The organism is Weissella paramesenteroides, from assembly GCF_036327715.1.
GTDB classification, from domain to species: domain Bacteria; phylum Bacillota; class Bacilli; order Lactobacillales; family Lactobacillaceae; genus Weissella; species Weissella paramesenteroides.
In genome coordinates this window covers 89034-110091 of sequence record NZ_CP130559.1, presented here as the reverse complement: position 1 = coordinate 110091, position 21058 = coordinate 89034, and the positions used below count along the sequence as shown (strand labels likewise).

Sequence of the window (21058 nt, the reverse complement as noted above, 5' to 3'; positions counted from 1 at the left end):
TATGTGCATTATATTAATGCTATTAGGGAGTTAGTGCAATAGACAATTTTTAACACGTTGTTTAATAAATGGAGCATAAATTATGAGACAAGCAGAACGTAACGCAAGAACGCAACAAAATATCAAAAAGTCGTTTATCCAGTTGATTGAAACAAAGGGTTTTACCAATATCACGGTATCTGACATCACACGTGATGCCCAGGTTAGTCGTGGGACATTTTACGTACATTATACGGATAAATATGAATTACTGTCGAAAATAGAAGACGAATTGATCATGAACATTACAAATGCTTTGAAAGATAATCTCAAAGAACCATTAAGTAATGATTCAACTCATGATAGGTCTGGGGCAACTTATCGTGTATTTAATCAAGCACTTGAATATGTAGATGGTGAACGTGAAACCATGCATGCATTATTTTCAGCAAATGGTGATCCCCAATTTTTTTCACAGATAAAAGACGTTGTTGATCATCTTTTTACTATGCAACTTGAAAAAAATGCTGGCCATTTTTCCGCTGCAATCCCCATCGATTACACTAAGGAAATTGCAATTAACAGCATTTTAAATATCGTTCGGCACTGGATCGACAAAGAAAATCCAGAATCACCTGAAGAACTAGCTGACATTTTAATGCGTAGCCGTTTTATGGCACCCCATGATTTGATTTCATTTGATTAATCATGGGAAGTCGTTAAACCCATAACTACTCATTGGATACATAACAAGGCCGCCAATCTGATCATTTTGTTAGATTGGCGGCCTTTAACTATGTTCCTCTTGAAACACACCTTATTTCATATGTCCTAAGTTTTTAATTTTAAACATTCTGTGACTGGGCGCCATCAATAATTAATTCTGCACCATCAACGAACCGTGCTTCATCTGAAGCTAAGAATACCACAGCGTAAGCAACATCTTCTGGCTTACCCATATAACCTAATGGAATTTTAGCTTCAATCCCTTTTTTGATATCAGCATTATCTGTGTAATCGCTAATCATTGGTGTTTCGATAAAACCAGGGTGTACAGAATTTACCCGAATATGATCTGCACCCAGACTAATAGCAGCTCCCTTGGTTAGTAAACGAGTTGCGCCTTTGGAAGCAGAGTAGCCACTAAAGCCACCCATACCAACAATACCGGCAAGTGAAGAAATATTGATAATTGAACCACCACCAATTTTCTTCATCTCAGGCACAACATATTTTATACCCAAGAAATTACTTGTTGCATTAACAGCCATAACCTTTTCATACTCAGACAATGCGTAGCCTTCCGGTTTTTTAGGTGTATTGCCTGTAATCCCGGCATTATTGACTAATACATCTACTTTGCCAAACTTTGCAACCGTTTTTGAAATCGTTTCCTGCCACTCTGTTTCTTCGGCAACATTCTGTTTAAATCCTAGTGCGACATCCCCAAATTGTGCGTTTAATGTGTCTGCTACTTGCTTGACTTCATCTTCAAGCATATCAGTAATGACAACTTTTGCGCCTTCCTTCACAAATAATTCTGCTTCAGACGCACCTTGTCCACGTGCAGCACCTGTAATTATCGCAACTTTGCCAGCTAAACGTCCCATTTTAATTTCCTCCTTTTTCTCGTTCTCCTCCTTATCTAATATTATATTCTCTAATTAATTAGCCCGCTAATATTACGCCTTTCAAGAATATATTTACTTATTTTGGCAAATCCACAAATTATTTTTGTAATTTTTTTGTAACTTTGAAATCGCATTGTCACGGTTTTTGCAACTTACAATACCCTAAAAAAGTAACGATTTAACATCTTTCATAATTAGCGTTTGTGAATAAAATATTTTACAATAAAACCCATTGAGTTCAAATGATATAAAAAGGCGAATTTTTCATGCATTTATTTAGCAAAAAAATATTCATATATTCAGGGATTACATTAAGTTTGATATCTGGAGGTATCGTGCTTAATTCAGGACTGACATATTTAAACGCCGCCACGGTACAAGCAGATTCAAACACTAACTCACAATTAGTGAATTTACTCGATCCAACAGGATTAGCCAATACACATTTACTAGCTTCAAATTTCTATTTAAAAAACTATCAATCCAATCACTACCTAAGCAATGAATCAAATTCCCCTGCCCTTACCAATCAACCTAGTGCAGATTCACAATCTTTATGGACAGGAAACTACATCACTTCAGGACATTATCAATTGACTAATAACAATAACCAACAGTTGTTGACTGGTAATGGTTATAGCAAAATTGGTTTCTCTGAAACAACGAACGATAAAACCGTTACAGATAGTCAATGGGAATTACAATCCGTTCCTGCTAGCGAAGTTAATGGTCAAAAAAACGTCTACTTAATCAAAAATGCTGATACTGATCACTATTTAGCTCAAGATGGTAGTCAAACTTCAGTTATCTCTTCCATCAATCATAATAAGTCAGCTTATTGGGAACTAGATCCTCAAACAATGGATAATGTTGCCAGAGTATTTACAACTGATGGTTTTAAGTCATTAAGCCAGGATGAACAGACTGGCCTATTCAACTATACATCTGCAACTTCTTCTCGCTCAGCACACATGCGTGGTGTATTGAAAGGAATTGCTACTGATGAATTCTTTAGTGAGTCTGCTAGCGATCAAGCAGCTGCATTGCGCAAAGTATTAAGTAATGGTGGTTCACCGGAAGTCAATCGTGGCGTTAATGCCGATGCAACTGGTTATTCCACAACCTATAAATTATCTAAATCTAAAAAAACAACTTATTCTGAATATTCTACAGACGGCAGTGTAAAAGGGTACCGGACAGCTGTAACGTTAAATAATTCACTCACAAGACAGCCACAACAAACAATCAATGTTTATACGACACAAGCTGATGAAGCCGAACAAGTCGCAAAAGCTTATGCCGTTATTCCATATGAATTTAGGCAATATATTACCAATATTTTCCAAACGAATAATAGTGCAAATACTTTTAATACCGGCAAAGACATGATGGCCATTCGCATGAACTTCTTACCTCAAAATGGTCAAATTGCGATGACTGGTGCCCATGAATTTGGCCATAGTTTATCATTTAATGATACCAATTCAGATGATTATTCACACACGCAAGCATGGACAGATGCTGTTAAGGCCGATGCCGATGCTGTCTCTGATTATGGTTCTTCTAACAATGATGAAGGATTTGCAGAATTTACGCAGTTAGTCTTTTCTAGTTTGGGTAACCCATACGATATTCAAGCTATCCAAACCATGTATCCACATCGTTGGGCAGCCTTTGAAACATACTTTAATTCATTAAATGGTGATGGCGCCCTAGAAAAGCTCTACTCTCCTGTGTCAACACCTTTTAACTAGAGAGTGTTACAGTATGGCTTCAGACTTTTGGAACGCGTTTATGCTATCAAACTGACATGCTCTTAATTAAGATATTTTTAGCAAAAAGAAGTTGGAACATTTTATTTTGTCCCAACTTCTTTCAGTTTATAACGGCTAGTTATTCCTCAGCGTCTAGACAACCATAGTAACTAACTAAACAAATGTTGCCAATTTTTTTCGATTTGCGCTTCTAGCTGTGTCACTGACATTGCTCGCAAATCGGCTACTTTCTGATAAACCTGTTTTAGCAATCCTGCATATTCATTAATATGAACATCTCTTTTTAAAACCCACTGAAAACTCTCCAGCCCATCTGATTCAATAAACAACTGCGATAGTGGCACTTTCTGCGCAAAATTTTGTACGACTTCATCAGTTAGAACATCTGGTCCAATTGAAAAATAACTGTTCGGACGCACAATGTATGCTGATTGTAACTTCGCGGATGAATACCAGTGTACTAATACTGTCAAATCAGGCAATTCATTGATATCATTTAAAATTTCTGATTCACAACCTTTTGTATGTAAAATAACTGGGCGTTGCAGGTCATTCGCAATATGCAGTTGTTGCAAAAAAACTGGGCGTTGCACTGATAATGGGACATCCGTCCACACAGTGTCCAATCCAATTTCACCAATAATTGCCACTTTTGACAATAACTGCTCATCCATCCGCTGTCGTTGTGTTTCCCATGGATGAACGTCATAGCTTAGTAACTGGTGGCTACCCGCATATTTTTCATTAAAATGAAATTCCGCACTCGTCGTTGCATTTAAAATAGTGGCAATGTGTGCCCGTTGCTGTTCTTCAATAAAAGTAACGTCACCATCACTATGACTATGCATGTCAATTAACATATATTCCCCTCTATAAAAAAAGCGGTCAGGCAAATTCGCCGACCGCTATATTCGTAACTCATCACATATATGATGACTGTGATAGATCCTCTAATGACTCCAAGTGGTAGCCTTTTCTAGATAAAATTTTGATGATTTTTGATAACGATCCTTCACTAACCGTATCTGGCAGTGTAAACAAAAGCCGGGTTGTCCGTGGATTTCTATCTGGATCCAAAGTCATTGCTGATGAAATCGTTGTATATCGTGAAATGATATGGGCTGCCTTTTCCAGGCTACCACGCTCACCGTCTGATACTAACGTTAAACTATACCGGCCCTTATTCGTTGCCCAAGAATCCGCTAGTAATCTCATCATACGACTATGTGTCAGAATGCCCATAAAATGGTTATCTTTATCCAATACTGAAACGAATGGCAAATCTTTTAGCGTAAAAAATGCTTCATAAAAGGTTGCTTCCACACGTACAAACTTTGTCATATTCCGCATATAACTAGTAACCGGCACATCCAAAGTACCACCTTCAATAATGTGGTGATATATATGTAGCTTATAAATAGCCCCGCGAAACAATTGTCCACTTTCATCCAAAATAGGAATAGCCCGAAATCCGGAATGATCAAAGATATCTAATGCATCTTGAAGTGTTGCATTTTCACTGAGTGTTGTTAACACATCTCGAGATTTTACCAATGTCGCTAGCATTTAGACAACTCCTATCCTTAGTTTCTAATCTAATTATAATACCACGAAACCTTTACTACTGCACTGTTTTCTGGTAATCGTAACCTAAAATTCACATTAAATGAGAAAATTAGGGTCTTTATTATTATCACACTCATGTTTTAAAGTAGTCTATAATTCATATAAAAAAATCGGCAATTCCCAATCAAAAAATGGAGAATTACCGATTTTCAAACATTCTATGTTTTTAAAATGTACTTAACGTGCCTTCAATGCCCATAAGATAGACACTGTATCTACAACTTCTTGCAGTAACGCCCCAAACAATGGTGGCAAGAAACCAAAACTAGCAATTAACATGAGTACTGTGCAAATAACAATACCAATTAATACTGCCTGTCGAGCAACTTTCATTGTATCAGCAGCAACTTCTACTGACTTTGCAACTCGTGATAGATCATCCTTTAAAATAACAACTGTGGCCGTCTCACTCGCTGCTGTCGCACCATGGGCGCCCATCGCAATCCCAACATCTGCCGTCGCTAATGCTGGTGCATCATTAACACCGTCACCAACCATAATAATTGGTTTTTCATTTTCTGGTGTATCATGAATAAATTGAATTTTTTCGTCAGGTAACAATTCTGCATGCACATCTTTAATACATGCTTGAGATGCTATTTTCTGTGCCGTCTCTTTTTTATCACCAGTCAACATCAAAATATGTGCCTGCCGCTTTAACAAATCCTGCATAGTTTTGGCCGCTTCTGGACGAATTTGATCTTTAAAAGTGATGTGCCCAAAATAATGATCGTCAACACTAACGTAGATAGCTGTTTGCCCCTGCACTTTCGTTGGTACATCTTCGGCAACAAAACTTCGCTTACCAACTTTTACAGTATGTGCCTGATACTTAGCGATTAACCCGTTCCCAGTCACTTCCTGTACTTCATCCAACATTTCAAGTGTCAACCCTTGTGAACGTACATAATTAACTAGTGACCTGGCTAAAATGTGACTAGAATTCTGTTCCAAACTCGCTGCCAAACGAAGTAATTCATCTTTATCATTACCCTCTGCCACTAAAACTTGGTTGACTTGCAAGACGCCTTGCGTAATCGTCCCTGTTTTATCAAAGGCAAAGGTCTTCGCCTGCGCCAATTTCTCTAGAACATCCCCGGTCTTAACAACAATTCCATTACGGGATGAGCGACTCATTCCTGATACCATCGCAACTGGTGCTGCTAAAATCAATGGACATGGTGAAGCAACAACCAACACTTCAGCAAAACGGATTGGGTCTTGTGCCACGTACCATGCAATACCCGCAATAACATAAGCAATCAAGGTAAAGGGGACTGCATAACGATCAGCCAAACGAACAAAATGGGCTGGTTGCGCTTCTGACTCTCGCACTAACGCAATCAAACGTTGGTACTGACTATCATTACTCGACTTATCAGCATACATTGTAATGGCGTCATCCCCGTTAATCGATCCTGATAATATTTCATCACCAACATCTTTTTGAACTGGCACAGATTCTCCTGTCAATGAGGATTCATCAAACATCGTACTACCATGTAAAATATGACCATCAACCGGTACTTGTTCTTTGGGTTTTACTAATAGCTTATCGCCGATATTCACATCGTCAACACCTATCTCAACCGGATGACCGTTCTCGATTCGGTGGGCAGATTGTGGTGAATTTTCTAATAAGGCTTTTAGTTCTGAATTTGCCTTTTTGGCAGCGTAATCTTCAAGCGTATCACCACCAACTAACATCAATAAAATAATCATTGCTGCCCAATACTCACCAACAGCTAGGGTCGCAATAATTGCTGTAATCGCCAGTAAATCAACGCCGTATTTCCCAGACATTAATGTTTTAACCATCTCGATAAACATTGAAATGGCAAGCACTAGCCCGGTTAATGAAATCAATAATTGGGCCCACTGCGGTTGTTGCAGACCAAACTGAAAAAGTACCGCAATAGCTGCAATCACAAATATACTAATCAGTTTCCCAAGATGTCTCATCACATGGCCTCCCTCTTGCGCATATGTTCCACAGTATAATTATTGCCTAATATTATTATATATCAAACATGCAAATATTGTGAATATTTGCACTTTATTTTTATATCATTAAATATAAAATTGTTTATTAATTGTAAGTGAGAAGAGAGCGAGACAAAAGTTGTTTTGAAGCCGGCTTGTAACGTGAGTTGCGCCATTTTTGGCCGTAGCAAAGCGGAGGCCAGGAATGGCGTAAATTGCGTTACATTGAGGCTTCAGACTTTTGGAACGCGTTTATGCTATCAAACTGACATGCTTTTAATTAAGATATTTTTAGCAAAAAAAATTAGAAATATTCTTTTATAATAATTGTAAATCTTTATTATAGTATTGTGGATACATTAAATAACAAGCAATAACACTACCAATACTTGTCGAAGCTAAAAGCATAAACGTTACCATAATTTGGTACATAATTGCTTTTGTGGGGTCAACACCAGCAAAAATCAATCCTGACATCATCCCTGGTAGACTAACAAGTCCAACAGTTTTTGCTGAATCAATTGTTGGTGATAAGCTCGTTCTGATTGCGCGACGCACAATTTCAATCGACGCCTGTTTGGCAGTTGCACCCAATGCTAATTTCTCTAAAACCGCCTGCCGCTGATCATTAAAATTTTCATACATACTTCGGTAGGCTAATCCGATAGCTATCATCACGTTACTTGCAATCATGCCTGAAATAGGTACCATTTGACTTGGAATGAATTTAATGACCCCAGTTAGAATAAGTAATGCCAAAGTCACACCTGTTGAAATACTGATGGCAAATAAGCTGATCCAGAAACCGTATGGCATGTTATGCGCACGCTTGCGAGCATTGGCGGCCGCATTAAATATAATGATTAAAATCATCAATAAGGTTAGCCAATATTGATTAATTTTAATCACATAAGTTAAGACATAGCCCACAACGACTAATTGCACAACGGCTCGGAATACGCCAATCAACATATCCTTTTCAAGACCAATTTTTTCACGTAAGTTAATAAGTAACGCAATAACTACCAAAATGACCGCAAACATCAGCGCCGTCGGACTCACTAGTAAATCACTATTCATGACTCTCCGCCATCCTTCCTGACACAATTCGAATAAGATGATCTGCTTCTGAAATTTCACGCTCATCATGCGTAACAGATAACATTGTCATTCCTTCATTCTGATATCCAACAAGTAAGTGATTCACAATATCTTTTGTTTGTGCATCTAATCCCGTTGTTATTTCATCAAGTAACAAAACCTTTGGTGGAAATAACAAATTACGAATGAGCGCTACCCGTTGTTTTTGACCACCTGATAAGGTTTTGATTTCTTTCTCTAAAAATTCTTTGGGCAAATCGACATTATCTAAAGCTGCTATCGCCCGTTGCTCATCAAACGCAATATTTCTGATAGCAAATGGAAATAACAGGTTATCCTTCACTGTTTGACCAAATAAACTAGGTTGCTGAAAACAATACGATATTTGCTTTCGGTAATCAACTTTATTAAATGTGGTTTGGTTCTGGCCATTAAAATAGATGTTTCCTGCCGTTGGCGTTAATAAACTAGCGATTAATTTTAGTAGTAGGCTTTTCCCAGATCCTGAAGGTCCTTCAATCGTCAACCAATCACCTGCTTGTACTTGCAATGTAATGTCTTTTAATAATTCCTTACCATCTGTCTCAAACCCGACTTTTTGCAAACCTAAAATAGCCATCGATTCCCTCCCAACGTCCTCATTAATTCACCTCATTATATATCAGACCTACAATGAATAACATATAAAGCGAGCGCAAATAAAAAAGCAGACTGATTTTTAAATAAATCATCCACTTTTACTATATAATCGTTTATTTATCCAATTAGTTATGTCACATAACTACTTTATCTGAAATACAGGATAAATGGGTGTAAGATGGTTTTGCGGCTATTAATTATCAAAAACTAATTATTAAGGAGCTCAATCTATATGTTGTCAACTTTTTTCATTTCACTAAATAGTGTCTTGATTATTATTACTGTTATTATTATCGGCTTCTTAATTGGCAAATCAAGAATCGTCAGTCAGTACTTCATTAACGATGTCTCAACAATTGTTGTGAATGTAGCGCTACCTATTTCAGTATTTATTTCTTCACAAAACTATATCACTAAACAAAATTTCAATACGCTGTTGATTGGTTTCATCCTATCAATGATATCAATTGGCCTCTGCTTTTTGATTGCTATCCCTATTGGTCGTTCACTGCATTTACAAAAGGATCGAAAAAGCTTATTCACCAATGCTTTTGTTAATGCAAACACTTTGTTTGTTGGTCTTCCTTTGAACATTGCGCTATTTGGTAATAAAAGCTTGCCATACTTTTTAGCCTATTTTGTGGCGAACACGATTACAACATGGGGAATCGGCGTCAAATTGATCTACAAGGATAATCCCGAATCAATCGCTAATTATCAAACCACCTGGCGACGTATCCTAAGTTTATTCACACCACCAATGTGGGGATTTATCATTGGTATTATCTGTTTCTTCATTAATATAAAATTACCCATACACGGTTTTTTGTATCAGTCATTCAGCTATATTGCTAACATTGTGACGCCACTTTCATTAATTTTCCTTGGGTTACAACTAGCACGAACAAAAATGGCCGCTATGAAAATAGAAAAAATCGATCTTATTGCACAATTTGGAAAGTTTATCATGGCACCATTAATGATGTCTCTTGTTTTATGGATCAATCAGTTGCTTGGTTGGGTCAATTTACCCGATTTATTTATCAAAACATTATTAATTCAGTCAGTCACACCTATGTTAACGGTCCTACCAATGCTAGCTGAACAAAATAACATGGATGTTGAATTTTCAACCCGTGTTTTGACAGAAAGTATCTTTATCTTTCCGTTTGCTGTCGTTATCATTATGCTATTTGCCTAAAAGTTTAAAATATGATTTCAAAACACGTTAAAAGGACCATTAATCTATCAAGTCGATAGACTGATGGTCCTTTTAATATGTAATAACTACTTCTGTCAAAATAACACATTACGATTACTTATGTTTTTTCTACACTCAATTTTTCATAGTAATTTAGTCGCTGTTTGATGATATAGTATTAAAACAAATTTACAGAGATAAGCAGGTGAAATGCGTGAATGGTTTAAAGCGTAGTTACTTTTATAATGCCAGTTATCAACTTTTTTCACTGTTCCTCCCACTATTAACAATGCCCTATATTGCACGTGTTTTGGGACCCTCATCACTTGGTATACATTCTTATACGGCTGCTAATACACAATATTTTATTTTAGTCGCTAGCATTGGCATAACCTATGGCTGCCAACAAATATCTGCAAATAGACAAAATAAGTATCTAAAATCCCAGATTTTTTGGGAGCTGTTATTGTTAAGATTACTAATTTCAGCATTTGTTATCATTTTGTTTTTTATTTTTACTACGTACACCAAGAACATATATAGAATTTACTACTTTGCACAGTCACTTCAAATTATTGCAATCACCCTTGATACGTCTTGGTTCTTTCAGGGATTAGAAAAATTTAAATTAATTATCATGCGTAATTTTCTGATTCGCATTGTCTCAGCAGTTTGCATATTCGTCTTAGTAAAAGATACAACGGATCTATTAGCATACATTTACATTATTTCTTTGACAGCTCTTATTTGCAATCTATTACTCTTTCCATCTTTAAAAAATGAACTGGAAAAACCCCACATACAAAAAAGTAATTTTTTAAGACATATTAAACCAGCCATTTTATTGTTATTACCTGAAATGGTTATTCCTCTGTATGTTTCTATTAATAAGACAATATTGGGAATAACAAACAACATTTCTGCTGTTGCTTATTTTGAAAATGCAGATCGAATTACAAAAGTATTAATTACTTTTATAACAGCTTCGGGCGCTGTATTAATTCCAAGAATAAATTATCTATACGCACATCAAAAGTTTGAGCAAATTAAAAAGATAATAAACACCAGCTTTTTAATAACCAACTTCCTATGTTTGCCAATATCTCTAGGTATGCTTGCACTTTCAAAAGATTTCTCTCTGTTATTCTTTTCTAATAGGTTCTCTGGTATAGACTGCTTTATTTCCATCGATACAATACTAATTATTATTATCAGTTGGAGTAATGTAATAGGTATTCAATTTCTAATTCCAACCCAAAGAATGAAACAATATTTTTACTCAGTTACTATTGGTGCATTTGTTAACTTGCTACTAGTCTATCCTTTTATACTCATATTCCATGATATCGGTGTTGTCTACGCCACGATTATGGCTGAAGTCGCTGTAACAAGTTATCAATTTTATACTGTCAGAAAGCATTTAGACATTCAGCAAATGCTTCTTGATAGCTCAAAAATCCTAATTGCAGTAATAATCATGTTCATGACCTTATTATATGTTAACCAACTTTTATCATTTTCAATTTGGCATTTTATATTGAAAATGATGGTTGGCATAATTATCTACATGCTTCTTATCCTGATTTTATTCTTCAAAACTCTCAAAAGATATATTCTAAATAACTATACTTTATCCTGACTACCATACGTAGCAATTTCCCATTTATGATGACGGTATTTTGCCATATAAACATCCTTAATATCAACAATACCTTGACCATCTAATTCATGGTCTAACCATTGTTGATCTTTATCCATAACTTGTAAAACATCCGTATCAACTTTGCCATCAATAATTACTGAAAAACGAACATCTTCATCGTATTTACTAAGAATCGTAATACTACCATTTTGTTCTAAAATTGCTCGTTTAACCTGACTGATGTCTAATACACCTGCTGATCGTAATTTAAAATCAATTTCTTTTGCTGATAAATTTGCTTGAATACAATTTTTAACTAAGAGTTCGCCGTTATAGATAATCGTCATGGGTTCACCATCGATAAACTTACCGACAGCATGGATGTGTATTTTCAAATAACGTGTAGTCAACATCAATAATGCCCATATTGACAAAACAACTACAAATTGTGCAACCGAAATTGCTTGGTTATATAATATACCACCAATAATGCCACCTAGAACATAATTTTGTAACTGATCCAATGGTGATGTTGGTGCTAAACTACCTTTACCACTAAATTTAATCAATAATGTGATAAAAACGAATCCAATGACTAGCTTCAAAAAAATATCTGAATATGAAAACATATTTAATCCCCTTTAACGTTGATATCGCCTGCTTTGAGCCTAATTTTTTCTAATACATATTCTGAATTATCATTATTAAAAATAATTCGATAATATCCTTTGGAACTACGTACAAGAACGTCGCCTGACCCCGTTTGTAGATTGTTGACACTTAGTTTTTGTGGTTTTACTTGTAGTTTCTTAGCCACGCTTTTGACAAGTGACACTTCTTGGCCGCTTTGTTGACTAGTTGTTTTAAAATTTGTGTAGTCATTAAATTGGATAGCAACAGTTAGTACCATTAACGTCCCAACAATAACAGCCAAGTCCTTATATTTAATATCACCCTTATTTGAAAAATAACGTGTCAATAGAACAATGAATGTTGTGGCCAAAATCACAATAATTGCGATTCTTAAATATGGAAATTTTGTTTGATGATCTAATAAATACTGATAAGTATAAAATGTCATTTCCCACTCCTTATGATTACTTTTCACCCAGAAACCTACGGCATACTATTTATTTCATTCTACACTAAAAAATGCATCATAATTAGTGACTAAACGCCAACATGATGCATTAAAGTAGTATTTAATTATCAATGGTTCGCAAAGATTTATCTGCGATGGTTATAAATGTCGCGATTAAACTAACGACGACCATTAGTATAGCGATAAGATGTAATCCGGCTGTTGTCGCCCCATCATGAAAGCCAATATTAATTAGTGAAGACGAGATAATCGATCCAATATAAGTAAACGTACGTAATAGACCAGATGCTGTCCCCATCATTCTTGGTGGTACTTGCAGGTATAATGCCATTTGATTACCTTGTGACATCGTCCCCATAACAATTCCAAAAATACTAGTTATCAAAATAATTACCCAAATCGGTGTCGCTGCATTAAAAATCAATAATCCAACAGCGCCAACGATTGCGGCAGAAACCGAAATAACCAATGATGTTCGCACAAGATTACGTGCGGCTAATGGCAATACGACCAATGCTGACACTGCGCTCATTGGCAACAAAAGCAATCCGGTCAACTCTGAAGAAAAGGCGTGTACTGCCTCTAGCCACTGACTTACACCATACATAACGGTATAAACACACATTGCCAGTATCAATATTCTGACTAGCGTAAGAACGACATTGGTATGATTTTGTAAGAACTTAACGTCAAAGAATGGCGTTGCAGCTTTACGTTCCCAAATGACTAAAATAACAGTAAAAATAACTGCAAAAATTAGCAACCAGAAATTAATTTGTGGCAAAACAAACAACCACATTAGCCAGCTGACAATCGTTAAGGCAAACAAAATAATACCAATGACATCAATTTCTTGCATTAATTGTTTCTTATCATGAATATGAGCTTGTTTGTCTTTAGGTAACCAGAAATAAGCAGAAACTAAAATGATCAATACGGCCGGCAAGTTAATATAAAAAATTGATGTCCAACCTAACCAACCAACTAAAAGTCCACCTAATGGTAATCCTAAAGTAGAAGTTGCCATGGAAGCAATTTGCAGACCTCCCAAAACACTTCCTGGTACTGTTATATTCTCATGATTTGCACGTTGTGTAATCATAAACATGGCGGATGGATAACCTGCCGATGTTCCTAAACCGATCAAAACTCTAGCAACTAATAGACTTGGAAAAGTAGCAATTGCACCACCTATCAAACCACCAATAGCTGCAAAACAGACACCTGTCAGTAAAACCTTACGTGGTCCAAGTATTTCTGCTAATTTACCAAAAGTTGGTTGTGCAACTGCACTAACAACATACAAAGCACTGACTAGTACTGCGGCAGTTCCTGCAGAGATACCCAAAGACACTGAAATTTTAGGTAATGCAGTCGCAATCATCGAACTATTCAATGGATTCAGTGAAGATGCCAACATTAAAGGCATCAAAAATTGCCAACTAAATATTTTTGATTCTTTTTTTAAAATAACTTTCACCTTCTCATACATATTATTGATATCAATGGTTGACCAAGTATTCTTTTAATTCAATAATATGATTAAGGTTGTTTGGTAGATTGCGCTACCCATTCACCCACTGACAAAACATCAGCATGTCTTGGAAATACATTATGAACTAGAACATCATGAACGGATGCATTTCTATCAAAACAGGCGTCATGCAATACTGACAATTGATAATCCTTATCTGAGGCCTCAGTCAATGTTGACAAAACTACCCCACTGGTAGAAATGCCGCATAAAATAAGATGATTAATCGACTGTGCTTTTAAAATGCTTTCTAGATTACTACCTGCAAAAGCACTTACACGGTACTTATTGACGATATAGTCATTAGCCTGGGGCACCAATTCTGGGTGTGGTTGGGTTGCCTCATCCAACTTAGTCATATGACTTTCAGGTGTAATCATTGAAAAGAATTTATTTTGCGGATTTAATTCTGGATAATTTGCACCAAAGGCTAGCTGAACCCAAATAATTGTCTGACCAAGTTCACGCGCATGTTGAATCGCTTGTTGCATGTGACGTACGACATCTTTGTGCTTCTCTGTAATGTTCCATTTTTGAACATCCATGACCAACAAAGCTGTTTTGTTATCTTTGTTTACCATTAAATTTATTCACTTCCAATCTTCTTGTTAAGTGGAATGCATTCCGCTTATAATTGAAATTGTAATCTTAAATTGGATGATGTCAAGTAAAATTAGATTACCAAATAAAAATAGGAGTTAGTTCATGTCAGATAAAACAGTCAATCACCCAGTCAGCGAGCGTAAAGATGCTGCTGAAAATCGTGCGCGTATTTTATCCGCTGCAGTAACCCTATTTGATCAATATGGTGTTGAAAAAACTAGTATGAATCAAATAGCTACAGCAGCTAAAGTTGGTGTGGGTACACTCTATCGGCGGTTTCAAAATAAAAGTGATTTATGCTGGGCACTAATACACGATAATATAAAAAAATTGTTTGAAGATATTGATAATTATTTAACCACTAATCATTCTGATAAAACTGCAGAACAATTAAAGCACGTACTATCTTTATTTATCCAGTTTCGTGAAAGAAAAGCACAGTTATTAACTGGTGTCGAAGGAACACCAAAGATTAATTCACTAGAAACTAAACTTAATGGTCCTATTTTTGGTCGTCTACATGATATTTTGGTACCACTACTTGACGACTTATATGGACCAGCCACTAAAGTCGATGCGGTTTTCTGCGCTGATTTGTTAATTACTGCCCTAAGCCATGAATATTATACTTTTCAACGATCTGTTCGCAAATATTCGCCAGAACAAATTGCAGAGCAATTATATAATCTATTAATTATCAACAATGTATAGCTACAATTAAAGCCACCAATCTTCCATCTGCAATCGGTCGATTAGTGGCTTTAAACATATTCATTTTATACTGACATAACAAAGAAATGATCCATTTCTGAATGTTCAGCTTCTTTTAAAGGCTTAGTCAGCTCTGTAAATCCATACGTTTTATAGACATGAATTGCTGTTTCAAGGTTATGATGCGTCTCAAGATAAACCTGCTGATAACCAAATTCTTTGGCAAATCGAAGCGCTTGATCCAATAACTGATAGCTTAGATGATGGCCTTGTGCCTTTTTATCAATGTACAATTTTTGTAATTCAGCAACCTTATTCTGCACATCATACTCAGCAATCCCAGCGCCGCCTACTACTTCTTGAAAGCTATTAATGGCAACAAAGTACTGACGACCAGCTTTCAGCTTATAAAAATCACTGAGATGTGCCAGCTCCGGATCAAAATAAGCTGTACCTGGTATATCTAATTGATAAGCCTTTAAAGAATCCTGAACCAACTTTTTCAAATATGAATCATCGCTTTTTTGAATGGGTCGAATCGTTATCATCTATGTTTCTCCAATAGCTAAAATAATTTCGTTTTAAACCGTTTCATTTTGCCACCCCTTACAGACATCTACCCAATGATCAGCATGTGTGTAGTTGTTCAACTCTGATAATGATAATTCAACCGCACTATGGTCATCCCCTGCAGCAGGATACACAATTTCAAAACGTTTTAATGAGTTATCTAAAAATATACCAACGCCATCGTTTGTCATAAACGGACATACACCCCCTGGGGCATGTCCAATATAACTTTCAACCTCATCACTATGAATCATTTTAGGACGCTTATGAAACTCTTGCTTAAATTTTTGATTATCTACTTTGGCATCCCCTGCCATCACGATTAGTATCGGTTCATCATTCACCAAAAACGACATTGTTTTAGCAATATGTTCCGGTTCACAAGCCAAAGCATGTGCTGCCTCTAGTACTGTTGCACTAGATTCATCAAAATGCTTTACCCGATTCCCTAAGCCGACTTGCTCAAAATATTGACTAACACTTTCAAAAGACACACAATCATCCCCTTACCTTCAAATATTCAGCTAGTTTAGAACACATGGACTAATTAGTAAAATAAAAAGCTCTCACTTAAATTGTCTGACCTGTTCGCAAAATCAATTCAGATGCTACTGGTATATGTTCAATTCTTTTACTAATGACCAAATTCACTGCATTTTCACCAACTTCTGCATAATGATGGTCAATCGTTGATATGTTCATTAAACGACTGGCGACCTCATCTTCTTGACCAATCATTGCCGGTACTGGTTGGTGGTGGTCACGATAACATTGGTAAATACCAGCTGCAATATTGTCACCATTCGCAAAAATAAAATCTGGTGGTTCAGGTAATGATAGATAATGTTCTGCGGCGTGATAGCCATCTGTAAATCCTAAAATACCAGTTACTATATATTCTGATTTTGGCTTCTGATGGAATACTTGTTCGTAACAATCAATTGTGGCTCGCGTTGTTGGACTAAAACCATAGGCCCGATTCAAAGTCATGGCCACACGCTGAAAATTTTCTTTTTTTATGAGATCAAACACTTCTAAATATGTTTTATTACGAACTGCATATGTCGAGGCAATTGGCACATCACCAAGATTGCGGCAGCATACAATCGGACCATATTTTTTATACAACAGCATCGTTTTGAGCGATAATGTATGCGATGTAAATATCAGTCCATCATATTTTTTTTGATGCAGTTGTTCTAAATACTGTCTTTCTAATTCAGAATCATAATTTGATTTTAGGGCAATCACACTGTATCCTGCATTAAATGCAGCTTTGGCAATGCTCGCAAATAGTTGTGAGAAATAAGAATATTCCAAAAAAGGCACAACAACACCAATTGTTTTTGTTTGCCCAGTACTTAAATCACGAGCAATCGTGTTTGGCACATAATCCGTGCTTTCAACCACTCGTTGGATTGCTTTTGCGGCCTTCTCTGAAACATAGCCATTTTTGTTTATGTATCGTGAGACGGTTGCCACGGAATACCCTGACAATCGTGCAATATCTTTAATATTAGCCATACTCTCCCCCTCACACATCAATTACGGTTGATTTAATAAGAACTTTTCAATGCCATAGGCAACACCATCAGCTGTATTAGTTTTCGTCACATAATTTGCAGATTGCTTGACGTTCGTCGGTGCGTTTCCCATCGCAATTGATGTCCCAACTTCATAGAACATTGACAAATCGTTTTGTCCATCCCCAAATGCAGCTGTTTCTACCTGTGATAATTGTTCACGAGCAATAATATATGAGACGCCAAATGCTTTTTCTGCGATATCACTGGTAATTTCCAAGTGACTAGCATCTGATTGTTGCACGTTAATACCTGGTAACTCCAAATTCAGAATTGCTTGTTGAATAAAATCTAATTGCGTCTCGCTCAAATCAATCAACATAATTTTAAAAATACCAGTCTGACTATTCTGTGTAACCTCTGACAAATCTGAGTATTGCGGTTTCATTCCCGTAAATAATATTTCCCGTTCTATCGCTGCTGAAGCATGATTAACTAACCAACTGTCCTGCGTATAGTAACTTAGACTAACCTCCGGATACGTACTTGCTAACCAATTAATTAGTTTAATGCTGACCATCCGTTCAATCGGATACGCTTGTAATACTTGCATATCCGTACCATTCATTTGATAAATCAACCCGCCATTAAATGCCACTTGTGGTTCATCTAATGCCAAGTCATGAATTGCAAAGATCATTTCTTGTGGTGCCCGTGCTGACACCAATGTAACTGGTATTTGTGAATTTTTGATTGCGGTAATTGTATTTTTTGTAAGCAACCCCTGAGCATCCAGTAAAGTCCCATCCATATCCAAAAAAATTTGTTTAATCATTCAACTTATCCCCCCAGATTTGTTTAATTCTTGCATTTATTTTAACTTATAAAATCATCTTCATGTTAAAAAGCAACAAAACTATCTTATTATTTACAATCCTGAAATGATTCATCACATCATGCTTTATTATTTTTAGCAACACTCTATACTAGAATATATCTTAAAAACAACGAGGGAATAGACGATGACCATCAATTTTAGATTTGCGACGAAGGACGATTTGCCAAAAATAGTAACTATTTATAATCAAGTGATCAAACTCAAAAATGTGACTGCTGATTTAGCACCGATTTCAGTATCAGATCGTGAAAAATGGTTTGATGCATCATCACATGAAAAATACCCAATTTGGATTATCACTGACGATGATCAGGTAGTCGGTTGGTGTAGCCTTGAAGCATTTTATGGTCGTGCTGCTTATCAACATACTGCTGAAATCAGTATTTATATTGACGAGACTACCCGTGGTAAACATGTTGGTACTCAAACCATTCAATTTTTAGCAACGCAACTCAAACAACATGATTTACAAAATATTGTCGCCTACGTTTTCAGACAAAATATTCCTAGTATGACACTATTTAAAAAACAAGGTTTTGAACAATGGGGACTATTACCTGAAGTTGCCGAAATTGATGGTCGCCATTTAGACTTAGCAATATTAGGCAAACATTTTGATTAACTATTAAAGGAATAAATTGCATACAAAAAAGGACATTAATTCACCAATATGAAACTGGTAGACTAATGCCCCTCTAAACTATTGCAATGGCTGAATGGTCAATAACTTTCCTTGACCACCTAAATATTTTGTCGTTGCTACTAGTAACTCATTAGCAACTCGATCGACATATTCTTGGGATGTTGCTGTATTGCCTTGTACAATGTAAAAAATATGGTTTGTTGCTGGCGTTATTTTCGTTTTCTCAACTTGGCGTGTCTCTAGATGACAAATAACTTCATTATCATCGTCAATATAACCATACTCGCCTGCCTTAATAGCTTGTGGTTCATTGTTAGCACCAATTGGCACAAATTTTTCATCGCCAGTAGTTATACGTAAGTTAACATCCCCGACAATATGATCAATATCGTGTGCCCCGAGTGCAAGCTGACTCTTAATTGAAATGACATTATATAAATCAACAACTGGATTAATTGGGAAAAGTTCACCTCTTTTTAAAATTAATTTCAACAATGTTTCTGGTGAAGGTCGGTTATTCCGTTTAGGTAGGTGAATACGCTTATGAAGATCGAAAAAACCTTGAATAATTGGACTACTTTTTATCTTATCAGCATCTAAGTCTGCTAAAACCTTTGTCACTTCCTCGTTAATATAATCTGAGAGTTCTGTTGGATAATGCGAATTATCAACGCCTGAAATCTCTACACCATCGATAACGACACCTAAATCTGTCACTTTAGGATCTAAATTAAGTTGCATGAACAATCCCCCTTTGAATCAAACAAAAATAATCATTACGATCGAAAAAAGGTCAATATAACCTTAAAAAGTCCAGCTGATATTACAGCTATGAAACTTATTTGCTAATTACTCTAACGCATTTATCTTAATTTGCAAATAATTCGCAGAATTTGATTCATTTTTTTGCTTTTGCATACCATAATGATTAAAAAAAGCATCAAGTCATCGATTTGTTGTCGGTGGCTTGATGCCCAATAATTATTTACCTAATAATTGTTGTAATGATTCTTTTACCGTAAGGAATGGTCGACCAAGATATTGTTCAATATCATCAGGTTCAACAGCTAAACTACCACTTTTCACAACCGACTGTGATCCAGCCATCATGTCAGCAAAGTTTTGTGGCATACCGGCATTATCTTGCAAAAATTGTGAAGCTGTATCCACATCAGCATCAACAACGTCTAGTTTAGTCCCTGTAACAGATTCAACCACTTCTGCTAGTTGCTTATAGGTAATCAATGGGTTGCCAGCTTCTAAAATGCTTGGGAAATCGAACTTACCAGATACTGCACGAGCACCTAACTTAGCTAGCTCACTACGTAGCACCCAACCTGCTTTGCCATCACCACCTGCATGTACAAGCTTACCAGTCTTCAATGCTGCTTCAATAACTGGCAAATCATTTTCAATGTACCAGTTATTACGTAAAAACGTATGTGCAATGCCTGATGCAAGAATAGCTTGTTCAGTATAAGCATGTTCTTCAGCTAATGGACTCGTTGATGTGTCAGCCTTGTTAAAACTGGTATAGGCAATGTATGATACACCTGCATTTTTTGCTGCATCAACAACATGTTGATGTTGCAACTTACGTGATCCAACTTCACTACTTGAAACAAATAACAACCTATCAATACCTGAAAAAGCCTTCTCTAATGACTCAGGATCATCATAAGTTGCAATTCTAACCTGGAAACCTTTGTCACGCAGAGTAGCTGCTTTTTCCTCACTTCTTGCTAAAGCAAAAATATCTTCTTGTGGTACCAATGTTTTTAATTCATCTAAGGCAACAGAGCCATAGTTCCCTGTTGCACCAGTTACTAAAATAGTCATGACAATACACCCTTTCTAATCTTGATAAGCAATACCTGTATTTTTATTTTATACAGGT

At 36.2% G+C, this 21058-nt stretch carries 22 protein-coding genes; 6 read left to right on the top strand and 16 right to left on the bottom strand.

The genetic code is table 11. The annotated features are described in order from the left end of the window. Positions 1-82 precede the first annotated feature (82 nt). Entirely contained in the window at positions 83-685 is a 603-nt protein-coding gene (locus tag QRX23_RS00540; RefSeq protein WP_131473962.1) for a TetR/AcrR family transcriptional regulator, read from the top strand. A 139-nt stretch (positions 686-824) separates the two neighbouring features. On the opposite strand, the gene QRX23_RS00535 is transcribed toward QRX23_RS00540, so the two are convergent. Further along, the gene (locus tag QRX23_RS00535; protein ID WP_330155568.1) at positions 825-1589 is read right to left on the bottom strand and encodes an SDR family NAD(P)-dependent oxidoreductase; all 765 of its coding nucleotides are present in this window, start codon (positions 1587-1589) and stop codon (positions 825-827) included. A 356-nt stretch (positions 1590-1945) separates the two neighbouring features. Here QRX23_RS00535 and QRX23_RS00530 point away from each other — a divergent pair, with 356 nt between their 5' ends. Further along, positions 1946-3364: a hypothetical protein gene (locus tag QRX23_RS00530; RefSeq protein WP_330155567.1), complete on the top strand. Its 1419-nt coding sequence runs from the start codon at positions 1946-1948 to the stop codon at positions 3362-3364. Positions 3365-3534: 170 nt separating this feature from the next. On the opposite strand, the gene QRX23_RS00525 is transcribed toward QRX23_RS00530, so the two are convergent. From QRX23_RS00525 to QRX23_RS00505, 5 genes are all read right to left on the bottom strand, one after another. Further along, positions 3535-4245: a TatD family hydrolase gene (locus tag QRX23_RS00525; protein WP_330155566.1), complete on the bottom strand. Its 711-nt coding sequence runs from the start codon at positions 4243-4245 to the stop codon at positions 3535-3537. 61 nt (positions 4246-4306) lie between these two features. After that, positions 4307-4951 (bottom strand): cyclic di-AMP binding protein CbpA, encoded by a 645-nt coding sequence (gene cbpA / locus QRX23_RS00520; protein ID WP_330155565.1) that lies wholly within the window; start codon positions 4949-4951, stop codon positions 4307-4309. A 237-nt stretch (positions 4952-5188) separates the two neighbouring features. After that, positions 5189-6973, bottom strand: coding sequence for a heavy metal translocating P-type ATPase (locus QRX23_RS00515; protein ID WP_330155564.1), 1785 nt, complete (start codon positions 6971-6973; stop codon positions 5189-5191). Positions 6974-7312: 339 nt separating this feature from the next. Beyond that, positions 7313-8074, bottom strand: coding sequence for an ABC transporter permease (locus QRX23_RS00510; RefSeq protein WP_330155563.1), 762 nt, complete (start codon positions 8072-8074; stop codon positions 7313-7315). After that, positions 8067-8714 carry an ABC transporter ATP-binding protein gene (locus tag QRX23_RS00505; protein WP_330155562.1) on the bottom strand — a complete coding sequence of 216 codons (648 nt, stop codon included), beginning with the start codon at positions 8712-8714 and terminating at the stop codon, positions 8067-8069. Before QRX23_RS00505 ends, QRX23_RS00510 begins: the two co-directional genes overlap by 8 nt. 252 nt (positions 8715-8966) lie before the next feature. Here QRX23_RS00505 and QRX23_RS00500 point away from each other — a divergent pair, with 252 nt between their 5' ends. Next, positions 8967-9935 carry an AEC family transporter gene (locus QRX23_RS00500; RefSeq protein WP_330155561.1) on the top strand — a complete coding sequence of 323 codons (969 nt, stop codon included), beginning with the start codon at positions 8967-8969 and terminating at the stop codon, positions 9933-9935. A gap of 214 nt (positions 9936-10149) precedes the next feature. Continuing rightward, complete coding sequence (locus QRX23_RS00495; RefSeq protein WP_330155560.1) at positions 10150-11574, top strand: oligosaccharide flippase family protein; 1425 nt, start codon at positions 10150-10152, stop codon at positions 11572-11574. Here QRX23_RS00495 and QRX23_RS00490 read toward each other — a convergent pair. From QRX23_RS00490 to QRX23_RS00475, 4 genes are all read right to left on the bottom strand, one after another. Further along, complete coding sequence (locus tag QRX23_RS00490; protein ID WP_330155559.1) at positions 11559-12206, bottom strand: DUF421 domain-containing protein; 648 nt, start codon at positions 12204-12206, stop codon at positions 11559-11561. The two genes, QRX23_RS00495 and QRX23_RS00490, sit on opposite strands and share 16 nt — an antisense overlap. Positions 12207-12208: 2 nt before the next feature. After that, positions 12209-12658 carry a DUF3290 family protein gene (locus tag QRX23_RS00485; RefSeq protein ID WP_330155558.1) on the bottom strand — a complete coding sequence of 150 codons (450 nt, stop codon included), beginning with the start codon at positions 12656-12658 and terminating at the stop codon, positions 12209-12211. 121 nt (positions 12659-12779) lie between these two features. After that, a complete protein-coding gene (locus QRX23_RS00480; protein ID WP_330155557.1) occupies positions 12780-14171 on the bottom strand; it encodes an MFS transporter in 1392 nt (463 codons plus the stop codon). A 50-nt stretch (positions 14172-14221) separates the two neighbouring features. Continuing rightward, entirely contained in the window at positions 14222-14794 is a 573-nt protein-coding gene (locus QRX23_RS00475; RefSeq protein WP_330155556.1) for a cysteine hydrolase family protein, read from the bottom strand. A 124-nt stretch (positions 14795-14918) separates the two neighbouring features. Here QRX23_RS00475 and QRX23_RS00470 point away from each other — a divergent pair, with 124 nt between their 5' ends. Continuing rightward, positions 14919-15527, top strand: a complete 609-nt coding sequence (locus tag QRX23_RS00470) for a TetR/AcrR family transcriptional regulator (RefSeq protein WP_330155555.1) — start codon at positions 14919-14921, stop codon at positions 15525-15527. A gap of 65 nt (positions 15528-15592) precedes the next feature. Here QRX23_RS00470 and QRX23_RS00465 read toward each other — a convergent pair whose 3' ends face one another. The 4 genes from QRX23_RS00465 to QRX23_RS00450 form a co-directional block, all read right to left on the bottom strand. Then, a complete protein-coding gene (locus tag QRX23_RS00465) occupies positions 15593-16075 on the bottom strand; it encodes a GNAT family N-acetyltransferase (RefSeq protein WP_330155554.1) in 483 nt (160 codons plus the stop codon). Positions 16076-16108: 33 nt separating this feature from the next. Continuing rightward, the gene (locus QRX23_RS00460; protein ID WP_330155553.1) at positions 16109-16591 is read right to left on the bottom strand and encodes a YbaK/EbsC family protein; all 483 of its coding nucleotides are present in this window, start codon (positions 16589-16591) and stop codon (positions 16109-16111) included. A gap of 76 nt (positions 16592-16667) precedes the next feature. Further along, positions 16668-17621, bottom strand: coding sequence for a LacI family DNA-binding transcriptional regulator (locus QRX23_RS00455; protein ID WP_330155552.1), 954 nt, complete (start codon positions 17619-17621; stop codon positions 16668-16670). A 21-nt stretch (positions 17622-17642) separates the two neighbouring features. Then, a complete protein-coding gene (locus QRX23_RS00450; RefSeq protein WP_330155551.1) occupies positions 17643-18455 on the bottom strand; it encodes an HAD family hydrolase in 813 nt (270 codons plus the stop codon). Between the two features lie 187 nt (positions 18456-18642). Here QRX23_RS00450 and QRX23_RS00445 point away from each other — a divergent pair, with 187 nt between their 5' ends. Then, positions 18643-19140: a GNAT family N-acetyltransferase gene (locus QRX23_RS00445; RefSeq protein ID WP_330155550.1), complete on the top strand. Its 498-nt coding sequence runs from the start codon at positions 18643-18645 to the stop codon at positions 19138-19140. A 78-nt stretch (positions 19141-19218) separates the two neighbouring features. Here the strand turns inward: QRX23_RS00445 and QRX23_RS00440 are convergent, their stop codons facing one another. Beyond that, complete coding sequence (locus QRX23_RS00440) at positions 19219-19902, bottom strand: B3/B4 domain-containing protein (RefSeq protein WP_330155549.1); 684 nt, start codon at positions 19900-19902, stop codon at positions 19219-19221. Positions 19903-20142: 240 nt separating this feature from the next. Beyond that, positions 20143-21000: an SDR family oxidoreductase gene (locus tag QRX23_RS00435; RefSeq protein ID WP_330155548.1), complete on the bottom strand. Its 858-nt coding sequence runs from the start codon at positions 20998-21000 to the stop codon at positions 20143-20145. Positions 21001-21058: the final 58 nt, after the last annotated feature.